The 22,080-nt window shown below is 75.0% G+C and carries 18 protein-coding genes; 7 read left to right on the plus strand and 11 right to left on the minus strand.

Translation table 11 applies throughout. From position 1 onward, the window contains the following. Positions 1-20: 20 nt before the first annotated feature. Positions 21-635 carry a flavin reductase family protein gene (locus tag ACYSMR_RS06595; protein WP_309125683.1) on the plus strand — a complete coding sequence of 205 codons (615 nt, stop codon included), beginning with the start codon at positions 21-23 and terminating at the stop codon, positions 633-635. 16 nt (positions 636-651) lie between these two features. Here the strand turns inward: ACYSMR_RS06595 and ACYSMR_RS06600 are convergent, their stop codons facing one another. Beyond that, positions 652-2,358, minus strand: a complete 1,707-nt coding sequence (locus tag ACYSMR_RS06600; protein WP_251331663.1) for a long-chain-fatty-acid--CoA ligase — start codon at positions 2,356-2,358, stop codon at positions 652-654. 81 nt (positions 2,359-2,439) lie between these two features. Here ACYSMR_RS06600 and ACYSMR_RS06605 point away from each other — a divergent pair, with 81 nt between their 5' ends. The 5 genes from ACYSMR_RS06605 (at position 2,440) to ACYSMR_RS06625 (ending at position 7,464) form a co-directional block, all read left to right on the plus strand. After that, positions 2,440-3,456 carry a hypothetical protein gene (locus ACYSMR_RS06605; protein ID WP_461747722.1) on the plus strand — a complete coding sequence of 339 codons (1,017 nt, stop codon included), beginning with the start codon at positions 2,440-2,442 and terminating at the stop codon, positions 3,454-3,456. A gap of 137 nt (positions 3,457-3,593) precedes the next feature. After that, positions 3,594-4,310, plus strand: a complete 717-nt coding sequence (locus tag ACYSMR_RS06610) for a LuxR C-terminal-related transcriptional regulator (protein ID WP_251331665.1) — start codon at positions 3,594-3,596, stop codon at positions 4,308-4,310. 33 nt (positions 4,311-4,343) lie between these two features. Beyond that, a complete protein-coding gene (locus tag ACYSMR_RS06615; RefSeq protein ID WP_461747723.1) occupies positions 4,344-5,639 on the plus strand; it encodes a sensor histidine kinase in 1,296 nt (431 codons plus the stop codon). Then, positions 5,636-6,649 (plus strand): hypothetical protein, encoded by a 1,014-nt coding sequence (locus ACYSMR_RS06620; protein ID WP_251331865.1) that lies wholly within the window; start codon positions 5,636-5,638, stop codon positions 6,647-6,649. The genes ACYSMR_RS06615 and ACYSMR_RS06620 overlap by 4 nt, the downstream gene beginning before the upstream one ends. Before the next feature lie 107 nt (positions 6,650-6,756). After that, entirely contained in the window at positions 6,757-7,464 is a 708-nt protein-coding gene (locus tag ACYSMR_RS06625; protein ID WP_461747724.1) for a DNA-3-methyladenine glycosylase I, read from the plus strand. Here ACYSMR_RS06625 and ACYSMR_RS06630 read toward each other — a convergent pair. From ACYSMR_RS06630 to ACYSMR_RS06650, 5 genes are all read right to left on the minus strand, one after another. After that, positions 7,430-8,659: an aminotransferase class I/II-fold pyridoxal phosphate-dependent enzyme gene (locus ACYSMR_RS06630; RefSeq protein ID WP_461747725.1), complete on the minus strand. Its 1,230-nt coding sequence runs from the start codon at positions 8,657-8,659 to the stop codon at positions 7,430-7,432. The two genes, ACYSMR_RS06625 and ACYSMR_RS06630, sit on opposite strands and share 35 nt — an antisense overlap. Before the next feature lie 447 nt (positions 8,660-9,106). Then, positions 9,107-10,639, minus strand: a complete 1,533-nt coding sequence (locus ACYSMR_RS06635) for a dihydrolipoamide acetyltransferase family protein (protein ID WP_461747726.1) — start codon at positions 10,637-10,639, stop codon at positions 9,107-9,109. A 119-nt stretch (positions 10,640-10,758) separates the two neighbouring features. Then, positions 10,759-11,742, minus strand: a complete 984-nt coding sequence (locus tag ACYSMR_RS06640; RefSeq protein ID WP_251331669.1) for an alpha-ketoacid dehydrogenase subunit beta — start codon at positions 11,740-11,742, stop codon at positions 10,759-10,761. Further along, complete coding sequence (locus ACYSMR_RS06645; RefSeq protein ID WP_251331670.1) at positions 11,739-13,037, minus strand: thiamine pyrophosphate-dependent enzyme; 1,299 nt, start codon at positions 13,035-13,037, stop codon at positions 11,739-11,741. The genes ACYSMR_RS06640 and ACYSMR_RS06645 overlap by 4 nt, the downstream gene beginning before the upstream one ends. A gap of 56 nt (positions 13,038-13,093) precedes the next feature. Further along, complete coding sequence (locus ACYSMR_RS06650) at positions 13,094-14,257, minus strand: histidinol-phosphate transaminase (RefSeq protein ID WP_309126064.1); 1,164 nt, start codon at positions 14,255-14,257, stop codon at positions 13,094-13,096. 167 nt (positions 14,258-14,424) lie between these two features. Here ACYSMR_RS06650 and purB point away from each other — a divergent pair, with 167 nt between their 5' ends. Then, entirely contained in the window at positions 14,425-15,858 is a 1,434-nt protein-coding gene (gene purB, locus ACYSMR_RS06655) for an adenylosuccinate lyase (protein WP_461747727.1), read from the plus strand. A gap of 91 nt (positions 15,859-15,949) precedes the next feature. Here the strand turns inward: purB and ACYSMR_RS06660 are convergent, their stop codons facing one another. The 5 genes from ACYSMR_RS06660 to ACYSMR_RS06680 form a co-directional block, all read right to left on the minus strand. Further along, the gene (locus ACYSMR_RS06660; RefSeq protein ID WP_251331673.1) at positions 15,950-16,837 is read right to left on the minus strand and encodes a glycerophosphodiester phosphodiesterase; all 888 of its coding nucleotides are present in this window, start codon (positions 16,835-16,837) and stop codon (positions 15,950-15,952) included. 167 nt (positions 16,838-17,004) lie between these two features. Next, a complete protein-coding gene (locus ACYSMR_RS06665; protein ID WP_251331674.1) occupies positions 17,005-17,796 on the minus strand; it encodes a di- and tripeptidase in 792 nt (263 codons plus the stop codon). A 103-nt stretch (positions 17,797-17,899) separates the two neighbouring features. Beyond that, a complete protein-coding gene (locus tag ACYSMR_RS06670; protein ID WP_461747728.1) occupies positions 17,900-18,874 on the minus strand; it encodes an acyl-CoA thioesterase in 975 nt (324 codons plus the stop codon). Positions 18,875-18,917: 43 nt separating this feature from the next. Beyond that, a complete protein-coding gene (locus ACYSMR_RS06675) occupies positions 18,918-20,762 on the minus strand; it encodes a pyruvate kinase (RefSeq protein ID WP_461747729.1) in 1,845 nt (614 codons plus the stop codon). Further along, positions 20,759-22,009 (minus strand): endonuclease/exonuclease/phosphatase family protein, encoded by a 1,251-nt coding sequence (locus ACYSMR_RS06680; RefSeq protein ID WP_461747730.1) that lies wholly within the window; start codon positions 22,007-22,009, stop codon positions 20,759-20,761. Before ACYSMR_RS06680 ends, ACYSMR_RS06675 begins: the two co-directional genes overlap by 4 nt. Between the last annotated feature and the right edge of the window lie 71 nt (positions 22,010-22,080).

Consider the following 22,080-nt stretch of genomic DNA (forward strand, 5'->3'; position numbering starts at 1 on the left):
CAGGTGGTGCAATGGGACCCATGCGCACCGACATCCCCGCCGACCGGCGCGGCTCCTTCGCCCGGGCGGTGAAGGCCCTGGTCGTCCCCCGCCCGATCGCGTGGGTGAGCTCGCTCTCGGCCGCGGGCCTCGACAACCTGGCCCCGCACTCGTTCTTCACGGTCGCCTCGCTCACGCCGACGATCGTGCAGTTCGTCTCCAACGGGGAGAAGGACAGCCTGCGCAACATCCGGCGCACGGGCGAGTTCGTCGTGAACCTCGCCCCTGCGCAGCTGTTCGCGCAGATCAACGCGACGGGCACCGACTACCCCGCGGAGATCAGCGAGTTCGACGCCGTGGGGCTGACCCGGGAGCCCTCCCTCACCGTGGCCGCCCCGCGGGTCGCGGAGTCACCGGCGGCCATCGAGTGCCGGCTCCACCGGGAGCCGATGCCGATCGGCGACAGCTTCCTCGTGTTCGGGGAGGTGACCCACGTGGCCGTGGACACGGCCGCGATGGGCGAGCGGGGCCCCCTGGTGGAGGCCCTGCGGCCCATCGCCCGGCTCGGCTACGACGAGTGGGCGGAGCTGGGGCGCGTGCGCACCGTCCGGCGGGTCCCGTACCGCGACGCCGCCCCGGAGGCCGACCTGCCCTGAGCGGGCCCGCCCGGGCTCAGACCCGGACGCCCGTCTCCTGGAGCTGCTCGCGCACCTTGCGGCGCAGCGTCTTGCCGAGCATCGTGCGGGGGAGGTCCTCGACGGCCACGATCCGCCGCGGCACCTTGTAGCGGGTGACCTCCGCGTAGCAGTGCTCCCGCAGCGCCTGCTCGTCCAGGCGGGCGCCCGGCGCCAGGACGACGGCGGCGACCACGACCTCGTTGCCGCGCGGGTCGGGCAGGCCGACCACCGCGGCGTCCTCGACGTCGTCGTGGAGCCTCAGGGCGTTCTCCACCTCGGTGGGGGCCACGTTGAACCCGCCCGTGATGACGACCTCCTTGATCCGGTCGACGACCCGCAGGAACCCGTCCTCGTCCACGGCGACGATGTCCCCGGTGCGCAGCCAGCCGTCCTCCACGAGGGTCCGGGCGGTCTCGTCGGGGCGCTTCCAGTAGCCCTGGAAGACCTGCGGGCCGCGCACCCACAGCTCGCCCTCCTCGCCCGCGGGCACGTCCTCGGAGGTCTCGGGGTCCACCAGCCGGATCTGCGTGGAGGGGAAGGGGATCCCGATGGACCCGGCCCGGCGGGAGTCGTTGAGCGGGTTGCACGCCACGAGCGGGGAGCACTCGGTGAGCCCGTAGCCCTCGATGAGCACGCCGCCGGTGGCGTGCTCCCAGCGCTCGACGAGCGGGACCGGCAGGGTCATGGCGCCGGAGACGGCCACCGTGATGCCGCTGAGGTCCGCGCCGCGCTCCTCGGCCGCGTCGAGCAGCTTCTGGTAGACCGGCGGCACGGCGGGCAGGACCGTGGGCCGTGAGCGCTTCATCGCCTTGAGCACCAGGTCCGTGCTGACGGTGGGGAACAGCACGAGCTTCGCCCCCAGGGACATCGCGAAGGTCACCCCCAGGGTGAGGCCGAACGCGTGGAAGAGGGGCAGCACGCCGTAGACGACCTCGTCCTCGGAGGAGTCGAGCCAGTGCCGGCCCATCGTGGCGTTGGACTCCAGGTTGCGGTGCGTGAGCATCGCGCCCTTGGGCAGCCCGGTCGTGCCGGAGGTGTACTGCAGCAGGGCGAGGTCGCGGGCCGTGGGCCGTGGGTGGTCGACGGCGAGGGGCTCGGCGGACAGCAGCCGCTGCCACGGGACGGTGCCGGGGGCGGGGCCGGTGAGCTGGTCGCGGGACGCCCGGGCCTTCGGCAGCGGCAGGCGCAGGGCCAGGCGCATCGAGCGCGGCATCGCGGCGGTGATGTCCACGGAGACCACGGCGTCGATCTGCAGCTGCGCCGGCAGCGACCGGACGCGGCCGGCGACCTTGTCCCACACGATCGCGACGCGCGCCCCGTGGTCCTCGAACTGGTGGCGCAGCTCCGCGGCGGTGTACAGCGGGTTGTGCTCCACGACGACCGCGCCCAGGCGCAGCACCGCGTAGAACGCGACGACGTGCTGCGGGCAGTTGGGCAGGACGATCGCCACGCGGTCCCCGGCCTGCACGCCCAGCCGGCGCAGTCCCTCCGCGACGCGCTCGACCTGCCGGCCGAGGACGGCGTAGGAGGTGGTCGCCCCGAAGAACTCGAGGGCCGTCCCGGCGCCGTTGCGGGCGACCGAGCGCTCGAGCATGTGCACGAGCGAGGTCTCGGGCAGCTCCAGGTCCACGGGGACCCCGGGGTCGTAGCTGGCGGTCCAGGGGCGGGCGCCGAGGAGGTCGCGCGCGGGTTCAGCAGGCATGGCTCCGACCTTACTCGGCGGCCTCGACCGCTTCCCAGTCCGCTTCGGCCCGGCGCCTCGAGCCCCGTAGACTTCGATGACATGACTCCCTCCTCGACCCCCGGCACGTCATCCTCCTGGGACGACCACGGCGACCCGGTGCCGTGGGCGGACACGGATCCGCACGGCTCCGCCGACGCCACCCGGCCGCTGCCCGCGGTGAGCAGGCTCCCCGCGGCCCCGGCCGCCGGCGACGAGGACTGGAGCTGGTACGACACCGACGACGACGCGCAGCACACCCGGCCGCTGCCGCCGGTCGCCGCGCAGCGCTCCCGGGGCGAGGACCTGCACCCGCGCACCGACCCGACCCCCACGGCGCCCCTGGCCCCGCCGGCCCCGGCGCCGATGCCGCCGCTGTCCTCCGCGCCGCCGCTGTCCCGCGAGCGGGCGGTGCCCGCCGACCACGGGACGCCGGGCTACGGGGTGCAGGGCCACGGGACGCCGGGCTACGGGGTGCAGGGCCACGGGGCCACGGGTGCCGGTCCCGTCCCGGGCCTGCCGGTCGACCCCGCCACCCGCTACGCGCGCCAGCGGGAGGAGTTCGGGGGCCTGCAGCTGGTCCCCGGCTTCTTCGGCTGGCTCAGCGCCCTGGCCCTCACCTGGTTGCTGCTGGCCCTGGCGGGACTGGCCGCCTCGGCCGCGGGGCTGCGGCTCGACGACGGGATGGGCGGCGTCGTCGACGAGCTCGCCTCCGGGTCGCCGGCCGCCTGGACGGGCGCTGTCGTGCTCGGCGCCGCCGAGTTCCTCGCGTTCCTGGGCGGCGGCTACGCCGCGGGCCGGATGGCCCGGTTCTCCGGGGCCCGCCAGGGGGTGTCCGTGTGGCTGTGGTCCCTGCTCGGCCGCTCCGTCGCCACCGTGGCCGGCCTCGTGTGGGCGGACACGATCGGCCTCGCGCCCGTGGGGGTCTCCGCCCAGGCGCTGATCGGCGACCTGCTGGCCCCCGGCCTGCTCGCGGTCGCGGCCGTGCTCCTCGTCGACCTGCTGGGCGCGGTGCTCGGCGGGCTGTGGGGCACCCGGTACCACCGCCGGGTCGACCGCTGGGGGGACACCGGTCGGTAACGTTGTGCCACGAAGGCCGTGTCGGATTCGTCTCCCGCGGCGGCAGGGGTCACAATCGGAGCACCTCGGTGGGTTTTCCGTCACCCCCACGCAGAAACCTGCGGGCCGGCCACCGAGCAGCACCCGGAGGAAGCCCCATGCCGTCCACCCTTGTCGCCGTCGTCGATGACCACGAGGTCGTCCGGGAAGGCGTCCGTCTCGTCTCCATGACCTCCCAGGCCGACGTGAAGCTGGTGGGGTCGGCCTCGACCGTCCCCGACCTGCTCGACCAGCTGGGCCGCGACCCGGAGAACCCCGCCCTCACCGGCCAGGGCGCCAAGCGCATCGAGTGCGAGGTCGTGCTGCTGGACCTCTCCCTCAACGACATGTCCCGCCCCTCGACCAACGTCGAGCTGCTGCGCGCCGCCGGGATGAAGGTGCTGATCTTCAGCATCGGGGAGAACGCCGCCCTGATCCGCGAGGCGCTGCGGGCCGGCGCCCTGGGCCTGGTGCGCAAGTCGGACCCGCTCGAGCACGCCATCGAGGAGGCCCGCAACATCGCCGAGGGCCGGCCGGTGATCACCAAGGAGCTGGCCGCCGCGATCGACGGCGACGTGGAGTTCTCCCGCGCGAACCTCTCGCCGCGCGAGCAGGAGACCCTGCGCCTGTACGCCTCGGGCTTCGCCCAGGTCCAGGTGGCCCGCCGGATGGGGATCAAGCAGAGCGCGGTCAAGACCAACATCGACCGCATCCGGGAGAAGTACGCCCGCATCGGCCGCCCGGCCCCCACGAAGATCGACCTGCGGATCCGCGCGATCGAGGACGGCCTCGTGGAGCCCACGGCGGACATCACCACGGCGGAGAAGCACCTGTGAGCCGCCCCGGCCCCCTGTGAGGAGCCCCGCTCCGTGAGCCCCGCAGTCTCCCGGCCCCCGCTCGCCTACCGGAAGGTCCCGGCCCGCCGCCGCCGCACCGGCCTCCTGGTCCCGGCGACCCCGCAGGAGCTGGGGATGAACTCCTACCGGATCCACCTGCTCGCCAACATCTGCCAGGGGCTCGTCGCCGTCGCCCTGTTCCTGGAGTCCCTCACCATCCTCGAGGACCAGCTGCGGGCGTTCGAGCGGTGGCACCTCGCCTTCCTCCTCGCCCTGCTGCTCGACGCGGGGGTGCTGCTCCTGCAGGGCGCGCGGCAGCGGGTGCGGACGTGGCCGGTCGTGACGGCCCCGCTGCTCGTGGCGCTCGCCGTGCTGGCCCTGCCGCTCGCGTGGACCGGCACCCCGCCGCCCCAGGACCCCTGGGTGGAGCCCTTCATCCTGCTCGCCGCGGCCGCCGTCGCGGTCGTGTGGGGCCCGGAGCTGGCCGTGGGGTACCTGGTGGCGGTGACGGGCGTCTACGTCGCCGTCATGGTCCGCACGGCGGCCGCCCCGGACGTCATGGACGTGCTGTTCGACGCCACGAGCCGGGTCGCCTTCGGGGTGATCATCGTCCTGCTCATCAGTCTCGTCGCCCGGGGCGGGCGGAACGCGGACCGGGTCTACGCCGACGCGATCGCCCAGGAGCTGCAGCTCAACCGCTCCCGCTCCCAGGCCGGGGAGCAGGAGCGGCTGGACCGGCTGATCCACGACAACGTCATGGCCGCCCTCCTGGACGCCGGCCGGGCCCCGGGCCCCGTCCAGCGCGGCACCCGGGTGCTGGCCCAGCGGGCCCTGGACGTCCTCGCGCTCGAGGAGCGCCGCGCCCGGGGCCAGGGCACCACCATGGTGCACGTCCTCCTGGACGACCTGCTGGAGTCCCTGTCCCCGTGGCGCACCCGCGTGCGCTTCAACAGCATCACGCCCTACATCCGGCCCCCGGGCGAGCCCCGCCCGCTCATCCCGACCGAGACCGCGCAGGCGCTCGTGCAGGCCATCACCGAGGCCGTGTCCAACAGCGCCCGCCACTCCGGCACGGACGTCACGTTCGTCACCATGGACGGCGGCATCTGCCCGCCCACCCCCATCAACCCCGAGGGCTTCTACCTGCGCTTCCAGGTCGTGGACCGGGGCCGCGGGTTCCAGGTCCGCAGCATCGACTCCCGCCGGCTGGGGGTGCGCGTGTCCATCCTGGGCAACGTGGAGCAGGTGGGCGGCGCCGTGGACGTGGACGCCGCCCCCGGCCGCGGCACCCGCGTCACCGTCCTCTGGCCCCGGGACGCCCAGCCGTGATCTTCCGGGCCCTCTTCCACCCCCTGACCGTCGTCGCCACGGCCGTCTTCTTCCTCATCCCCGTGGTGCTCGGCGTGCTCCTGACCCGGGAGATGGACAAGCCGGACCTGATGCAGGCCGCGCTCGTCACCTACGTGGTGGCCGTGGCCCTGGTCGTCCACCCGTACGGGCGTCGGCGGCTGCCCGACCTGCCCGTGCTGCTGGCCGTGCTCCTCATGCTGGTGTCGATCCAGCGCTCCTACGACGCCCTGGACCCGCGGGCGGAGCTGTTCGGCGGGCAGTGGTTCACCCTCGGCTTCGACGGGTTCCTGGTGGTGCTGGGCATCCGCCGGCGCGGCGGGTGGGGCTGGGCCACGCTCGTCATCGCGGTGGCGATCTCGATGACGTGGGGCGCCCGTTCCGGCCTCGGGGCGTGGGACGCCGCCCTGAGCAACGCCGCGGCCGCGGCCCTGCTCCTGGCGAGCCAGCTCATCGCCCGGGAGTACGACCGGGCCTCCACCGCCTTCGCCGAGGCCCGGGAGATGGTGATCTCCGCCCGCACGCACGACGAGGCCGAGCGGGACGTCGTCAACGCCTCCGTCCAGCGCGTCCAGGAGGTGCGCCGCCTCGCCGGCGGGCTGCTCGAGCGGATCGCGCACGACGCCTCCCCCGTCACGGATTACGAGATCGACCAGTTCCGGCTCACCGAGGCGCAGCTGCGGGACTCGATCCGCGGCCGCGCGCTGGCCACGTCCTACCTGCTCGAGATCGCCCGGGCGGCCCGGGCCCGGGGGGTCCAGGTGGACATCCTCGACGAGCGCGGCAAGCCCCTGCCCACGGCCGTGCTGCGCGCCGCCACCCGCCAGGCCATGGAGGTGCTCAACGCCGCGACGTCCGGGTCCGTCACGATCCGGGCCTTCCCCGAGGGGGACCCCACGGCGGTGTTCATCGTGCACGACGGCAACACCGCGGACGAGGAGCCCGTGGCCATCGAGATCGCCGACGGCACCGGCGAGGTCTCCCGGTTCTGACGGCGTCCGCACTGCACCGCGGGCCGGCCGCCGCGGCCGGGCCCGCCCCGTCCACAGCGCTCCGCCCCGGCGCCGCCCCGGACCGGGGCCGTCCCTACGGTGGGGCCATGGACAGCCCCGCCGACGGCCACGCGCCGCACCCCGACCCCACGCCCCCGTCCGCGCCCCCGGCCCCGCCCGGGGCCGGCCCCGCGGCGGTTCCCGGGAGCACCGCCGCCGCCGACGCCTTCCGCGCCGTGCTCTGCGGCGACGGCCTGCGCCGCTGCCCCTGGGCCGCCACCGGCCCGGAGGTCCTCGAGGAGCACGACCGGCGCTGGGGCACCGCACCCCGCTCCTCCGCCGGCCTCTTCGAGGCCCTGTGCCTCGAGATCCTCCAGGCCGGCCTGGCCCGCTGGAGCATCGCCCAGCGCCGGGACGGGCTGCACCGGGCGTTCCGGGGCTTCGCCCCGGAGGAGGTCGCCCGGATGACGGAGGACGACGTCGACGAGCTGCTGCTCGATCCCGCGGTGATCCGCAACCGGACCAAGATCGCCGCCGTGGTGCACAACGCCCGCGCGTGCGCGGAGCGGGGCCCGGGCGAGTGGGCCGAGCTCCTCGAGGGCCTGCGGCCGGTCCGCGCGGAGCCGCCGCGCACCGTGCTGGAGCTGCCCGCCCGGTCCCCGGAGGGCGACCGGCTCGCCGCCCGGCTCAAGGAGCGGGGCCTCGTGTTCGTGGGCCCCACGACCGCCCACCAGTTCCTGCTGCGCACCGGGGTGCTCCCGGGACACCTCGCGGAGTGCTTCAGGGCCGGGCCTGGAAGCGCAGGATCCGCCTGATCGCCTCCTCCACCCGGTCGGGCCCCGCCGCGAAGGAGAGCCGGACCGTGCGGTGGCCGCGGGCCGCGTCGAAGTCCAGTCCGGGCACGACCGCCACGGCCTCGGCCTCGAGCAGCCGCCGGCACCACTCCAGCGAGCTGCCGTGGCGCTCGAGCTGCTCCCCGAGCTCGGCGTAGAGGTAGAACGCCCCGTCCGCCGGGGCGTTCTCCCCCCAGCCCAGGGCGGGCAGGGCGTCCAGGAGCAGCCCCCGGGAGCGGGCGAAGCCCTCGACCGCGCGGTCGGCGGCGGCGTAGGACTCCTCAGAGAACGCCTCGACGGCGGCGTGCTGCGCCGCGGCCGGCGGGCAGAGGCTCACGTTGCCGGCGAGCGCGTCGACGGGCGCCACCAGGTCCCGGGGCAGCAGCGCCCAGCCGAGGCGCCACCCGGTCATCCCCCAGTACTTGGAGAACGACGAGATGACCACCGCGTCCCGGTCGTGCTCCCAGGCGCTGGCCCCCCGGTACGGCCGCCCACCGGGTCGGCCGGCCCCCTCCGGGGCCGCGTGCACGATCCCGTGGTAGATCTCGTCGCTGATCAGCCGGGTCCCGTGCTCGGCGCACCAGCGCGCGAGCGCCGCGAGCTCCTCCGGGGCGAGCAGGGTGCCGGTGGGGTTGGCCGGGCCCGCCACCACGAGGCCGCGCAGCGGTCCGTGCCGGGCGGCCGCGGCGTCGAGCATCGCGGGCGTGGGCTGGAAGCGCGTGGCCGGGCCGCAGTCGAGCTCGACCACGTCCGCGCCGAGGGCGGCCAGGGTGTTGCGGTAGGCCGGGTAGCCGGGCCGGCACACCGCGACCCGGTCCCCCACGTCGAACGCCGCCAGGAAGGTCAGCACCAGCGCCCCGGAGGCCCCCGTGGTGATCGCGACGTCCTCCGGAGAGACCTCGAGGCCGTACCACCGGGCGTAGTGGCCGGCCACGGCCCGGCGCAGCGGCTCGGCGCCGAGGGCCGGGGTGTACCCGAGGCCCTCGTTGCGGGCGTGCACGCGCGCGGCCGCCCGGGCCACGGCCCGGGGCGCTCCGCCGGAGGGCTCGCCCGCGCACAGGGAGACGACGTCCCGGCCCTCGGCCCGGAGCCGCTCGACGGCGGCGAGGATCTCCATCACCCGGAAGGCCGGGACGGCGGAGCGGGTGGAGGGGCGGGGCGGGGCGGGGCGGGGCATGGCCCCAGCCTACGGCCGGGACCCCGGAGGTGATGTCCGTCACGCCAGGTCATGCGCACTTCGGGGGACAGACTTTCGTCCAGGCCTGGGACATACTGGTGCCAGTCCTGGACGTCAGGGGGGCGCGCTGAGGCGGCCGCCGGGCGTGGGGGGACAGGTCGCCGGTGCGAGCACCGGGGGCCGACCGGGTCGGTCGCCACCGCGGCTCGTGTCCCGCGGTGATCCATCGTGAATGAGATGTGTGATTGTGTCTGGGGGGATTTCAATCGCGGATCCGTACCGGTGGGACACCGGGCGCGGGGAACGACCACCCGCCGTCCGTGGAGTGCGGTGCCGGGCCGAGGGCCCGGCGGGGAGAGCCGCAGGCCGCGGAACCGCCCGTCGACGGCGGAGCAGACGGCCCCGTACCTTCCGGTACGGGGCCGTTGCCGTGCCCGCGGCCGCGGCTCAGTCCAGGAGCAGGGCCGGCTCCTCGAGGATCCGGGCGACGTCGGCGATGAAGCGGGCGGCGAGGTCCCCGTCGACCACCCGGTGGTCGAACGATCCGCCCAGGGTGGTCACCCAGCGGGGCACCACGGCGCCGTCCACGACCCACGGCTTCTGCTTGATGCTGCCGAAGGCGACGATGGCCACCTCGCCGGGGTTGATGATCGGGGTCCCCGTGTCCAGGCCGAGGGGCCCGATGTTGGTGATGGTCACGGTCCCGCCCTGCATGTCCGCCGGCTGGGTGCGGCCCGCGCGCGCCGTGCGGGAGAGCTCGTCCAGGGCCACGGCGAGCTCGCGCAGGCTCAGGTCCTGGGCGTCCTTGATGTTGGGCACCATGAGCCCCCGGGGCGTGGCCGCCGCGATGCCGAGGTTGACGAAGTGCTTCACGAGGATCTCCTCGTCCGTCCACGTCGCGTTGACCTGCGGGGTGCGGGCCACCGCCCACATGACCGCCTTCGCCAGGACCAGCAGCGGCGTGACCTTGACCCCCGCGTAGTCCGGGGCGGCCTTGAGCCGCTGGACGAACTCCATGGTCCGTGAGGCGTCGAGGTCCACGAACACCGATGCGTGCGGGGCGCTGAAGGCGCTGCGCACCATGTTCTGCGCGGTGGCCTTGCGCACGCCCTTGACCGGGATCCGCTCGATCCGCCCGTCCTGGCCCGGTGCCGCGGCCGGGCGCCGGGCGCCGGCCTCGCGCAGCCGCGCGGCGTGGGCCAGCAGGTCCTGCTTGGTGATCTGGCCGGCGGCCCCGGTCGCCGGGACGTCGGCGAGGTCGATGCCCAGGTCGCGGGCGGCCTTGCGCACCGGGGGCTTCGCGAGCGCCGGCCGGCGGGGCGGGGTCGCGACCGGCGGGGTGCCGGGCTCGTCCCCGCGGCCGGGCCGGCGCCAGACCCCGCGGTCCTCGGCGAGGCGTGCCGCGCGGTCGGCGAGGCCCTGCGCCGCGCTGCCGAGGCCGTTGCCCAGGCCGCTGCCGAGGCCGTTGCCCAGGCTGCCGCCCAGGGAGCCGCCGAGCCCGCCGACCAGGGCGCCGCGGGAGAGCTTCTCCGTCCACCCCGCCGAGCGGGCGGGCTCCGCGGCGGCCGGCGCGGCGGGGACGGCCTCCGGGGCCGGGGCGCTCCGGCGGCGGCGGCGCACCGGGTCCGCCTTGGGCCCCGAGCCCACGAGCGGACGGGACTCCTCGGCCTGCTCCTCCCGCGCCGGGGCGGACGCGGCTGCCGCCCGCGGACCGGCGGCCGGGGCGGCGCCCGCGGTCTCCCCGGGAAAGGCCACCGCGATGATCGGGGTCCCGACCTCGACGGTGCCGCCCTCGGGCACGAGCAGGTCCAGGACCGTCCCGGCGTACGGGGAGGGCAGCTCGACGACGGACTTCGCCGTCTCGATCTCCACGAGCACCTGGTTGACCGTCACGGTCTCCCCCGGCGCGACCTTCCACGCCAGGATCTCGGCCTCGGTCAGGCCCTCGCCCACGTCGGGCAGCTTGAAGATCTGGGGCATGTTTCCACTTCCTCTCTCACGGGCCCCCGCGGCGGCGGCGGCCCGGGCCGGCGACCGGTTCGGCGGTCGCCGGCACGCGTCGGCAGGCGCCGACAGGGCTCGGCAGGGCTCGGCTGGGCTCAGTAGGCGAAGGACCGGTCCAGGGCCTCCAGGATCCGGTCGAGGTCGGGCACGTACTGGTCCTCGACGGCCGCCACGGGGTACGGCATGTGGAACGCACCGACGCGCAGCACCGGGGCCTCCAGGGAGTAGAACGCCCGCTCGGTGATGCGCGCGGCGATCTCCCCGCCGAGCCCGCCGAAGGTCGGCGCCTCGTGCGCGACGACGAGGCGGCCGGTCCGGCGCACGGAGTCCTCGAGGGTGTCGAAGTCGATGGGCGAGAGCGAGCGCAGGTCGATGACCTCCACGCTGCGCCCGTCCTCCGCGGCGGCCTCCGCCGCGGCGAGGGCGACGGGCACGAGGGGCCCGTAGGCCACGACGGTGGCGTCCTCGCCCGGGCGGACCACCTGGGCGCAGAACGGGTCGGCGGTGGGGCGCTGCGTGTCCACGGCGCCCTTGAGCCAGTAGCGGCGCTTGGGCTCGAAGACGATGACCGGGTCCTCGCACGCGATGGCCTGCTGGGTCATCCAGTACGCGTCCTGGGCGTTGGACGGGGTGACGATGCGCAGCCCGGCCGTGTGGGCGAACAGCGCCTCCGGGGACTCCGAGTGGTGCTCGACGGAGCCGATGACCCCGCCGTAGGGGATCCGGATCGTCACCGGGACGGTGACGTCCCCGCTGGTGCGGTTGCGCATCTTGGCGAGCTGGGTGGTGATCTGGTTGAACGCCGGGAACGAGAAGCCGTCGAACTGGATCTCGCACACGGGCCGGTAGCCGCGCATCGCCAGGCCCACGGCGGTGCCCACGATCCCGGCCTCCCCCAGCGGGGTGTCGAGCACGCGGTGGGCCCCGAAGTCCCGCTTCAGCCCCTCGGTGACGCGGTACACCCCGCCCAGGGACCCGATGTCCTCGCCCATGAGCATGACCTTGGGGTTGTCCTCCATCGCCCGGCGCAGGCCGGCGTTGACGGCCTTCGCGAGCGTCAGGGTCGCGACGTCGTTCATGCGAGGTCCTCCTGGGTCCCCGAGGCGGTGCCCTCGGCGGGGTGGTCGGGATCGGCGGCGACGGTCAGGCCCGACGCCTGCGTGCCGCGGTCGGGACCGGCCGGACCGGCCCCGTCGCCGCCCTCCGCGTCGTCGTCCGCGAAACCCGCCTGGTAGGCGGCGTACCAGGCGCGCTCCTCCTCGACGAGGGGGTGCGGCTCGGCGTAGGGCTTGTCGAAGAACTCCTCGAACCGGGGCGGGGACATCGCCAGCACGTGGGCGCGGGCGGCGTCGGCGAACACCTGGGCGTCGGCGGCCACGGCCGCGAAGAAGTCGTCGCCGGTGCCGTGGCACTCCCGCAGGTGCGTCTCGAGGCGCACCAGCGGGTCGAGCTCGGCCCAGCGCCGCTCGTCCTCCCGGTCCCGGTACTTGGTGGGGTCGTCGGCGGTGGTGTGGGCGCCGAGGCGGTAGGTCTCGGCCTCCACGAGCACGGGGCCCTCACCGCGGCGCGCCTTCTCGAGGGCGTAGCGGGTGACGGCCAGGACGCCGAGGACGTCGTTGCCGTCCACGCGGATCCCCTCGAACCCGTAGCCCGCCGCGCGCTCGGCCAGGGGCACCCGGGACTGGGTGCTGAACGGCACGGAGATCGCCCACTGGTTGTTCTGCACGAAGAAGACGACGGGCGCGTCGTAGGACGCGGCGAAGACCATGCCCTCGTGCACCTCGCCCTGAGTGGAGGTGCCGTCGCCGAAGTACACCAGGGCGGCGCCGGGCGCGGCCTCGCGCCCTTCGGCCTCGGCGGCGCGGCGGTCCAGGTCCATGCCCATGGCGTAGCCGACGGCGTGCGGGACCTGGCAGCCCAGCACGATCGAGTACACGCCCATGTGGTGCTCGCTCGGCTTCCACCCCCCGGCGGCGTGCCCGCGGAAGACGGTGAGGAGCTCGGCGGGGTCGACGCCCCGCTCGATCGCCACCGCGTGCTCCCGGTAGGTCGGGAAGACGTGGTCGTCCGGGAGCACCGCGCGCACGGAGCCCACCTGGGCGGCCTCCTGCCCGCGCATCGGCGCCCACAGCACGAGCTCGCCCTGCCGCTGGAGGTTGTGGGCCTCCTCGTCGAAGCGGCGGGCGAGCGCCATCGAGCGGTAGAGCCCGCGCAGCTCCTCCGTCCCGATGTCGCCGACGTGGGGCGAGAAGACGGGGTCCTCGCCGAGACGGCCGTCACGGTCCAGCAGGCGCACCAGGCGGGTGCGCACCTGCGGTGCGGCGGCGGCGCGGCCCGGCGCGTGGGCGGCCGGGGACGATGGGGCGGCATCCATGGTCAGGACGTCCTTTCGGATTGCTCGGCTCGGAGCAGGTCAGGGGCGTGCTCGGGTCAGAGCACGGGCGGGTGGGGGAACTGCGCGCACAGCTGCAGCAGCCGGGTGTTGGCCTCGGGCTCCCCGATGGTCACCCGGACCCCCTCGGCGCCGAAGCGGCGCACGGCGAGGGCGTGGGCGTCGCACAGCTCGGCGAAGGCCCCGCTGTGCTCGCCGAGGTTCAGCCACACGAAGTTGGCCTGGGTCTCGGGGTACGGCCAGTCGAGGGCGTCGAGGCCCGCCAGGACGCGCTCGCGCTCGTCGACGACGCGCTGGACCCGCTCCGCGACCTCGTCGTAGTGGCGCACCGACGCGATGGCGGCGCGCTGGGCGAGGTCCGTGACCGAGAAGGCGGGCGCGGCCTGGCGCAGGTACTGGGTGATCTCCGGGCGGGCCACCGAGTAGCCGATCCGCAGCCCGGCCAGCCCGTGCGCCTTCGAGAACGTCCGCAGCACGACGACGTTGGGGTGCCGGCGGTACATCTCGATGCCGTCGACCAGGTCGTCCCGGCGCTGGAACTCCTGGTAGGCCTCGTCGATCACGACGACGACGTCGCGGGGCACCGCGGCCAGGAAGTCCTCGGCCTGGGCGGTGGTGAGGCTGGGGCCCGTGGGGTTGTTGGGCGTGCACAGCAGCACGACCTTCGTGCGCCCGGTCACGGCCGCGGCCATCGCCTCGAGGTCGTGGGAGCCGTCGCGGCGGTTGGGCACCGGCACGCCGAGCCCGCCCGAGAGCCCGATGCTGATGGGGTAGGCCTCGAAGGAGCGCCACGCGTGGACGACCTCGTCCGGGGCGCCGTCCTCGCCGGCGCCCACGAAGGCGCCGAGCAGCTGGTTGAGGGCGCCGAGGCTGCCGGCGCCGGTGACGATGTCCTCGGCGGGCACGCCCAGGAACTCGCCGAGGACCTCGCGCAGCTCCGCGGAGGTGGTCTCGGGGTAGCGGTGGACGTCCTCCCAGCGGGCCAGGACGTCGCGGACGGCCGGGACGGGCCCGAACGGGTTCTCGTTGGAGGAGAGCTTGTAGGAGGCGAAGCCCTCCACGGCGACCGGCGGCTTGCCGGCGGCGTAGCGGGGCAGGCGGGACAGAGCGGGGCGCGGCCGGACCGCCGGGGTGGTGGCGGTGGTCGTCCCTCCGGCCGCGGGTTCTCCGAGCGGCGTGCGGGCAGCGTCGTTGGCACTCATGGAGGTCATGCTATCCCCGCTCCCCCCGGGGTTCCCCGGTGGATGACGCCGCTCCGGACGACCCGGTGCTTTTCGGCGCGAAAGCTACAACCGGGTCCTGCCAAAGTTGGCGACGGACGACAAATCGTCCGCCCGGGAGGGCCCGGGGACCGTGGGAGAATGGGCCCATGCCCACCACGAACCGCATCCTGTCCTCCGGGCGCGCCGCGCTCGCCGCCGCCGTCCCGCCCGTCGCGCTGGGCCCGCTCGACGGCCGCTACCAGCCCGTGGTCGCCCCGCTGGTCGACCACCTCTCCGAGGCGGCGCTCAACCGCAACCGCGTGCACGTGGAGGTCGAGTGGTTCGTCCACCTGGCCGAGCGGACCGTGCTCCCCGGGCTCTCCCCGCTCGACGAGGAGCAGAAGGCCGGGCTGCGCCGGATCGTCACGGACTTCGACACGGACGCGGTGGCCGAGCTCGCCGGGATCGAGGCCGTCACCGTCCACGACGTCAAGGCCGTCGAGTACTACATCGGCCGCCGCCTGCCCGCCCTCGGGCTCGAGCACCTCGTCCCGCTGGTGCACTTCGGCTGCACGTCGGAGGACATCAACAACCTCGCGTGGGCGCTGGGGATCAAGGACGCGGTGACCGACGTGTGGCTGCCCGCCGCCCGGGGCCTCGTGGCCGACCTCGAGGAGCTCGCCCGCTCCGCGGCGGGCACCCCGATGCTCTCCCGCACCCACGGCCAGCCCGCCACGCCCACGACCCTGGGCAAGGAGATGGCCGTGGTCGCCCACCGCCTGTCCCGCCAGCTCGCCCGGATCGAGCGCACCGAGTACCTCGGCAAGATCAACGGCGCCACCGGCACGTACGCCGCGCACTACGCCTCCGTCCCGGACGCGGACTGGACCGAGGTCTCCCGCACCTTCGTGGAGGGCCTGGGACTGACCTGGAACCCGCTGACCACCCAGATCGAGTCCCACGACTGGCAGGCGGAGCTCTACGCGGACGTGGCCCGCTTCAACCGGATCCTGCACAACCTCTGCACGGACGTCTGGTCCTACATCTCCATCGGCTACTTCCAGCAGATCCCGGTCGAGGGCGCCACCGGCTCCTCGACCATGCCGCACAAGGTCAACCCCATCCGGTTCGAGAACGCCGAGGCGAACCTGGAGCTCTCCAACGCCCTGCTGGACACCCTGGCCGCCACGCTCGTGACGTCCCGCTGGCAGCGCGACCTCACGGACTCCTCCTCCCAGCGCAACATCGGCGTGGCCTTCGGCCACTCGCTGCTCGCGGTCTCCAACGTGGTCAAGGGCCTGGCCCGGCTCGACGTCGCCGAGGACGTCCTGGCCGCGGACCTCGACCAGAACTGGGAGGTGCTGGCCGAGGCGATCCAGATGGTGATGCGCGCCGAGGCCGTCGCGGGCGTCGCGGGGATGGACAACCCCTACGAGCGGCTCAAGGACCTCACCCGCGGGCAGCGGGTGGACGCGGCCCGGCTCAAGGAGTTCGTGGCCGGGCTGGGCCTGCCCCCCGCGGCGGAGCGGCGGCTGTCCGAGCTCACGCCCGCCACGTACACGGGCATCGCGTCGCAGCTCGTGGACTACCTGGCCTGCTGAGCCCCCGTCCCGCGCGCAGGGCCCCGCCCGGTCTCCCGGACGGGGCCCTGCCGTGTCCCCGCGGTGCCGCCCTCCCCGCCGGCGGCAGCGCTCACCGGCTCAGGGTGGGGGCGCCCGTGAGCGCGGAGCCCGTCCACTGCAGGACCTCGGCGGGCCGGTTGGTCGTCAGCTCCTGGACGCCCAGCGCCTGGCACAGCTCCACGTCCCGCCGCTCGTCGACCGTCCACACCCGCAGCACGGAGCCGTCCGCGTGCCACTGCCGGACCAGCTCCGGGTGGGCGCGGACGAAGTCGATGCCCGGGCCGGCGAGGCCCACGAGCCCGCCGCTGATCACCGGGACGGCCGGGGGCACGACGAGGCGCATGCCCGCGTGCAGCACGGCCGCGGCCGCCCCGCTCACCCGCAGGCTCTCCCGCACGGTGCGCCGGGTGGTGGTCTCCACGAGCTGGCACACGAGCCGGGGCGGGACCGACTCCAGGAGGTAGCGCACGGCGTCGGGGTGGAAGCTCATGAGCGAGACGTCGATGTTGTCCAGCCGGCCGGTCTCGGGGTCCCAGCCCTCGCGCATCAGCAGGGCCAGGAGCTCCTCCTCGAGCCGGTGGCCGTACGGGCTCGGGTGCTTCGTCTCGACGGCCAGGCCCACGGGGCGGCCGGCGTCGCGCAGCAGCTCCAGCAGCTCGGGCAGGCTCAGCAGCTGCCGGTCCGCGGCCCCGTGGGTGGGCGGGACCTCGACGCCCTTCCAGGAGCTCCAGTCCAGGCCGCGCAGCTCGGCGAGCGTGCGCGCGGAGACGGGGCCGCGGCCGTCGCTGGTGCGCCCGAGCTGGGCGTCGTGGTGGAGCACGAGCTGCCCGTCGCGGGTCAGGTGCACGTCGCACTCGACGCCGTCGGCGCCGTCGAGCAGGGCCTGGACGTAGGCGGCGCGGGTGTGCTCCGCGTAGGCGGCGCTGGATCCGCGGTGGGCGTAGACGGTCGGTCGCACGGCGCTCCCTCGGCTCGGGGCGGCGGTCTCCGCCGCTCGCTCCCGAGGCTAGGGAGCGGCGGTGAACGAGCGGCCAACGAGGGGCACGTCGGGGTGAAATGCCGACGACGCCCCGCGGGCGGGCCCGCGGGGCGTCGTCGGCCGGAGCGCTCCGGGAAGCGGTGGGGCTACTGCTGCTCGCCCTGGATCTCGCCGCGGGCGGTGTCCTTCCCGCCCGTGCGGTCCCGGAACCGGGGGGCGCGCCTCGCGGTGGCGAGATCGGCCGGGAAGCTCGCCGGCAGGGGGCCGAACGCCTCGTGGGTCGCGGCGATGACCTGCTTGGCCATGGCGAGGTTCGCGCCGCCGCCCACGATCGCGCCCACGCCGAACGGCAGGGCGCGGCCGAAGACCGCACCGGTCTGGCGGGCGATGAAGCGCTTGACGAACATGTTGCGGATGGTGCGCCCGACGTCGAAGGTCTTGGAGTCGTCCCTGCCCATCATCAGGCCCCACGAGGAGACGAGGCCCTTGCCCTTGGTGCCGCTGGCCAGGATCTGGTTCATCACCTGCTTGCCGTCCTCGCCGAGCATGAGGGCCATCACCATGGTGCGGGTCCGCTCGGGGTCCTCGGTGTGCACGCCGTGCAGCTCCGCGATCGCCTGGGCGTAGAGGGCGGTGGCCTCCAGGTAGCCGACCACCGCGAAGGAGGACAGCCCCAGCGACGCGATCGTGCCGACGCCGGGGACCACGGCCGTCGCGCCCACGGCCCCGCCGCCCACGGTCACGGAGCGGAGGTAGATTTTCTCGAGCCGCTCGGCGAGCTGCTGGGGCGTCTCGTCCGGGTGCTCGGAGCGCTCCTTCTGCACGAACTTCAGCACCACCGGCCGCTGCACGCGCAGTACGGTGTCGAGGACCTTGTTCATGGCGGGCTTCGGCCTGCCCTGCTCGTCGAACGCCTTGTTCAGGGGGTTGAAGTCCATGGGACGTGCTCTCCTTGGGGCCGGGGACGGCGGTCTCGGCCCCACTATAGGCACGGCGCGCAGCGCAGGACCGGGGATTCGCCCACGGCGGAGGCGCCCGGGCTCAGCCGCCGGGCAGGCGCGAGACGGACGGGTCGACGTGCTGGAAGGAGTCGGGGAACTCGGCCCGCAGCCGCACGAGCTCGCGGGCGAAGGCGTCCAGGTCCCGGTCCTCCTGGCTGACGGGCTCCCACGGCCGGGCGGGCAGGGCGCGGCCCTCGTCGTCGAGGGCGACCATGACCATGAGGCAGTTGGTGGTCAGCCGCAGCTCGCCGGTGGTGGGGTCCCCGGACCAGCAGTTGACGGAGACGTGCAGGCCGCGGGCGGCGGTGTGGATGAGCCGGGCCCGGATCTCGACCAGGTGGCCGATGTGCATGGGCCGGTAGAAGCGGACCCCGCCGGCGTAGACGGCGATCACGGGCCGGCCGGCCCACCGGGACCCGCACACGTAGGCGGCCTCGTCGATCCAGCGCATGGCCGTCCCGCCGTGCACCTTCCCGCCCCAGTTGACGTCCGTGGGCGCGGCGAGGAAGCGCAGCACGGTCTCCTCGGCGGTGCCCTCGTCCGTGTACCTCTGCTCGGCCATCAGCGCCTCGATGCGGTCGCGCAGCTCGATCCGCCGCTGCGTGATCGCCTGCTGCCGGCGCTCGTACTCGGTCTCCGGCGCCCACTGCGGGACGGGGACGGGCCGGCCGTTGCCGTCGACGGCCACCATGATGATCAGGCAGGTGTCCTTGAGGGTGACCCCGGGCTCGCGCGGGTCCGCGGAGGCGACCTCCACGCGGATGTGCATCGAGGAGCGGCCGGTGTGGACGATCTTCGCCGCGACCTCGACCATGTCGCCCACGCACACCGGGCGGTCGAAGTGGATGTTGCCCACGTACGCCGTCACGCTGTACGAGCGGGACCAGCCGACCGCGCAGGCGTACGCGGCCCGGTCGATCCACTCGAGCACGCGGCCGCCGTCCACGGTGCCGGTGCGCCCGGCGTCGGTCGGGGCGGCGAGGAAGCGGAGGACGGCGGTGTCGCGGGCGGCCATGCCACCAGTGTGCCACGGGCGTGGCGGGGCTCACCCTGCGCGGTCAGTCGACGAGCGGGGCCCAGGCGCGGAGCCGCCGGAGCATGTCCGACTTCTTCTCGGCGTGGCCCTGCATGCGCACGAGGATGTCGTCGAGCGCCTCGATCGCCGCGACCACGAACGGGCCCTTGTTGAGCATCACGCACTCGGCGCGCTGGCCCATCGCCGCGTCGGTGACCTCGGCCCGGGACGGCAGGCCCTTCTTGGCGAGGGACTCGAGCACCTGGGTGGCCCACACGACCGGGACGTGCCCGGCCTCGCACAGCCACAGGATCTCCTCCTGCACCTCGGCCAGCCGCTCGAACCCGGCCTCGACGGCGAGGTCGCCGCGGGCGATCATCACCCCCACGTCCTCCCAGCGCATGGCCTCGAGCAGCATGAGGGGCAGCGCCTCGAAGCCGCCGACCGTCTCGATCTTCAGGGTGACGTCCAGGGCGTGGTCGCCGATGGCCTCCAGCTCCCGCAGCAGGTCCGCCACGTCCTCGCGCGAGCGCACGAAGGACATGCTGACGATGTCCGCGTGCTCGGCCACGAACGACAGGTGCGCGCGGTCCTCCGCGGTCAGCGCGGCGATGCCCAGGTCCGTCTCGGGGAGGTTGATGCCCTTCTCGGCCCGCAGCCGCGTGCCGCCGGGCCCGGCCTGCAGCACCTCGAGCTCGATCTCGTCGGGGGTGACGGAGCGGATCCGGCCGTGGATCTTCCCGTCGTCGATCCACACGGGCTGGCCCGCGCGGGCGTCGTCGAACGCCTCCGGCAGCGAGCAGCCGATCCGGTGGGGTCCCGTGTCCCGCACGGGGGCGGGGGACATGTCCCGGGTCAGCACCAGCGTGTCCCCCGTGCGCACGCGCACGGACTGCTCGACGGCGGGCAGCTCGCCGAGGGTGCCCCGCGACCCGTCCTCGCCCTCGACGCCCAGGCCCGTGGCGAAGTAGACGGTCCGGGAGCACTCCACGAGCACGCCGGGACCGGTGGCCTCGAGCACGCGAAGGCTCCGCCCCGAGCCGCGGGCGTCCTTGAGCCGCAGCCGCTCCCCCGGGGTGCGCGCGGCGGTCCAGGCGGGCTCGACGACGGGGACGGCCGGGGCGTCGTCGTCGACCGCGGGGTCCGGCTCGCCCAGCCACAGGCGGGCGGGGGCCGTGACGTGCCCGGTGGCGTCCCGCGCGGGCTTGATCTTCCGCACCCGCGGGCCCGGCTCGAGGGGACCGGTGCGCAGCTTGGGCCCGGCCAGGTCCATGGCCACGCGCACCTCCCGGCCGAGCGCCCGCTCGGCCGCCCGGACGTGGCCGATCATCGCCGCCCACTGCTCCGGACCGTCGTGCGCGCAGTTGATGCGGGCCACGTCCATGCCGGCGCGGACCATGTCCTCCACGAGCCGCGCGTCCCCGGCGGCCTCGGAGGGGAAGGTGACCATGATCCGGGTGGCCCGGTCCTCCCGGCCCGGGCCGAGCAGCGCGGCGGTGTTGCGCCGCAGCACCTCGGCCCCCGGCAGCTCCGGCTCCCCGGCCCCGTCACCGGCCCGGTCCCCCGCTCCGGCCAGGACCCACCCCTCCCCCGTCCGGCCGGCGAGCACCTGCAGGGTCTCCACGACGGCGCGCAGGTGCGGCTCCACCCCGGCCTCCATCCGGCCCAGGGAGGACAGCCCCAGCGCGCGCAGCCGCTGCTGCAGGTCGCGGACGTCCTGGCTGCGCACCGCCACGTAGTCCACGAGGTTCAGCGCCGAGGGCCGGTGCCGGGGGTTGACCTGCCCGACCTCCCGCGCGGCCCGGCGGCGGGCGCGGGCGACGACGTCGACCAGCTCCAGGACCCGGTCCAGCAGCGCGGAGGCCTCCTCCTGCCGGGAGGGGGTCATCCCCGGCCCCCGGCGGGCAGGGCAACGTCCACCCAGACGGGGCGGTGGTCGGAGGTGGGGAACGGGTGCTCGCCGGTCAGCTCCGCGCCGGGCTCGCCCGGGGCGGGCCAGAACACCCCGGAGCCCACGACCCGCAGGTTCTCCGACGGGAGCACGTAGTCGGCCCGGAGGTTGCCGGGGGCGGGGTCGTCGCTGAAGTCCGCGGTGTCGTGGGCCGGGTCGGAGACGTGCCGGAGGTTCGCCCCGCCCTGCCGGGCGGCGGCCTCGGGGCCGCCGGCGGAGGCGGGCAGCGGGTCCTGCACCCGGGGGTGCCCGAGCAGCTGCTGGACGGCCCCGGGCCACGAGTCGCCGTCGTGCGGGTCGGCGTTCTGGTCGCCCATGACCACGAAGCGGGCCCCCGGCTCCAGCCCGCCGCGCCAGCCCTCGTCGTCGTAGACGTACGACGACGCCGCGGGGCCGCCCACGTAGTCGGCCCAGAACCGGATCTCGTCGTGGTTGCGCCGCCCGTTGCGGTCCTCCGGCCCGTCGAACGTCGGCGGGGTGGGGTGTGAGGCCAGCACGTGGACGGTGCGGGAGCCGATCCGCACGGGCACGTCCCAGTGGGACTTGCTGGACAGGCGCAGCTGCTCCGCCTGCTCAGGGGTGTAGTAGTCGGCGGGGAGGAGGTTGCCGGGCATGTCCGCCCAGCGGAAGTCCCGGAACGTGCGCACGCCGTGCGTGTCGACGGGGTGCTTGGAGTACACGACCATGCCGTACTGGCCGGGGAAGAGCCCGAAGCCCCAGGCGTCGCCGCGCCCGCCCACGGCGCCGTCCTGGTCGAGGTCCAGCCCGGAGGGCACGCCCGTGTTCACCGGGGCGGTGTAGACGTAGGGGTAGTCCACGGGGTCCTGGCCGTTCTGGCCGACGGCGAGGTAGCGGGTGCGGAACAGCTCGGCGGAGCGGGCCCCGGCGTCGAAGTCGAACTCGTTGACCAGCAGCACGTCCGGGTCGGCGCGCTGGATCACCTCGGCCACCGCCTTCGCCTGCGGGTCGTCCGGGGCCGTGAGGTCCGCCCGGAGCCGCCCCTCGGTCCCGCGGTTCAGCGAGGCGTTGTAGGTCATGAACCGCACCGGTTCCTGCACCGCCTGCTCCTTCCGGTGCTCCGCGTCCCGCCCGTGCCCCTGCCCCGCCGTGGCCGGCGCCGCCGCGCCCGCCGCCAGGGCCGCGGCCAGTCCGGCCGCCGTGATCGCCTTGCTGCTGCCCATCATTCTCCTCGTCCCGGGGACCGGCCGTCCACAGTCCGCGGGACCGGACGCCCGCGCTCACCGGTCACCGTAGC

The sequence above is a fragment of the Kocuria sp. U4B genome (genome assembly GCF_054875615.1).

Excerpts from the sequence above, each read along its gene's own strand:
- ACYSMR_RS06595 (WP_309125683.1), top strand. The coding sequence starts at position 21 with ATGCGCACCGACATCCCCGCCGACCGGCGCGGCTCCTTCGCCCGGGCG.
- ACYSMR_RS06600 (WP_251331663.1), bottom strand. The coding sequence starts at position 2,358 with ATGCCTGCTGAACCCGCGCGCGACCTCCTCGGCGCCCGCCCCTGGACC.
- ACYSMR_RS06605 (WP_461747722.1), top strand. The coding sequence starts at position 2,440 with ATGACTCCCTCCTCGACCCCCGGCACGTCATCCTCCTGGGACGACCAC.
- ACYSMR_RS06610 (WP_251331665.1), top strand. The coding sequence starts at position 3,594 with ATGCCGTCCACCCTTGTCGCCGTCGTCGATGACCACGAGGTCGTCCGG.
- ACYSMR_RS06625 (WP_461747724.1), top strand. The coding sequence starts at position 6,757 with ATGGACAGCCCCGCCGACGGCCACGCGCCGCACCCCGACCCCACGCCC.
- ACYSMR_RS06630 (WP_461747725.1), bottom strand. The coding sequence starts at position 8,659 with ATGCCCCGCCCCGCCCCGCCCCGCCCCTCCACCCGCTCCGCCGTCCCG.
- ACYSMR_RS06635 (WP_461747726.1), bottom strand. The coding sequence starts at position 10,639 with ATGCCCCAGATCTTCAAGCTGCCCGACGTGGGCGAGGGCCTGACCGAG.
- ACYSMR_RS06640 (WP_251331669.1), bottom strand. The coding sequence starts at position 11,742 with ATGAACGACGTCGCGACCCTGACGCTCGCGAAGGCCGTCAACGCCGGC.
- ACYSMR_RS06645 (WP_251331670.1), bottom strand. The coding sequence starts at position 13,037 with ATGGATGCCGCCCCATCGTCCCCGGCCGCCCACGCGCCGGGCCGCGCC.
- ACYSMR_RS06650 (WP_309126064.1), bottom strand. The coding sequence starts at position 14,257 with ATGAGTGCCAACGACGCTGCCCGCACGCCGCTCGGAGAACCCGCGGCC.
- purB (WP_461747727.1), top strand. The coding sequence starts at position 14,425 with ATGCCCACCACGAACCGCATCCTGTCCTCCGGGCGCGCCGCGCTCGCC.
- ACYSMR_RS06665 (WP_251331674.1), bottom strand. The coding sequence starts at position 17,796 with ATGGACTTCAACCCCCTGAACAAGGCGTTCGACGAGCAGGGCAGGCCG.
- ACYSMR_RS06670 (WP_461747728.1), bottom strand. The coding sequence starts at position 18,874 with ATGGCCGCCCGCGACACCGCCGTCCTCCGCTTCCTCGCCGCCCCGACC.
- ACYSMR_RS06675 (WP_461747729.1), bottom strand. The coding sequence starts at position 20,762 with ATGACCCCCTCCCGGCAGGAGGAGGCCTCCGCGCTGCTGGACCGGGTC.
- ACYSMR_RS06680 (WP_461747730.1), bottom strand. The coding sequence starts at position 22,009 with ATGATGGGCAGCAGCAAGGCGATCACGGCGGCCGGACTGGCCGCGGCC.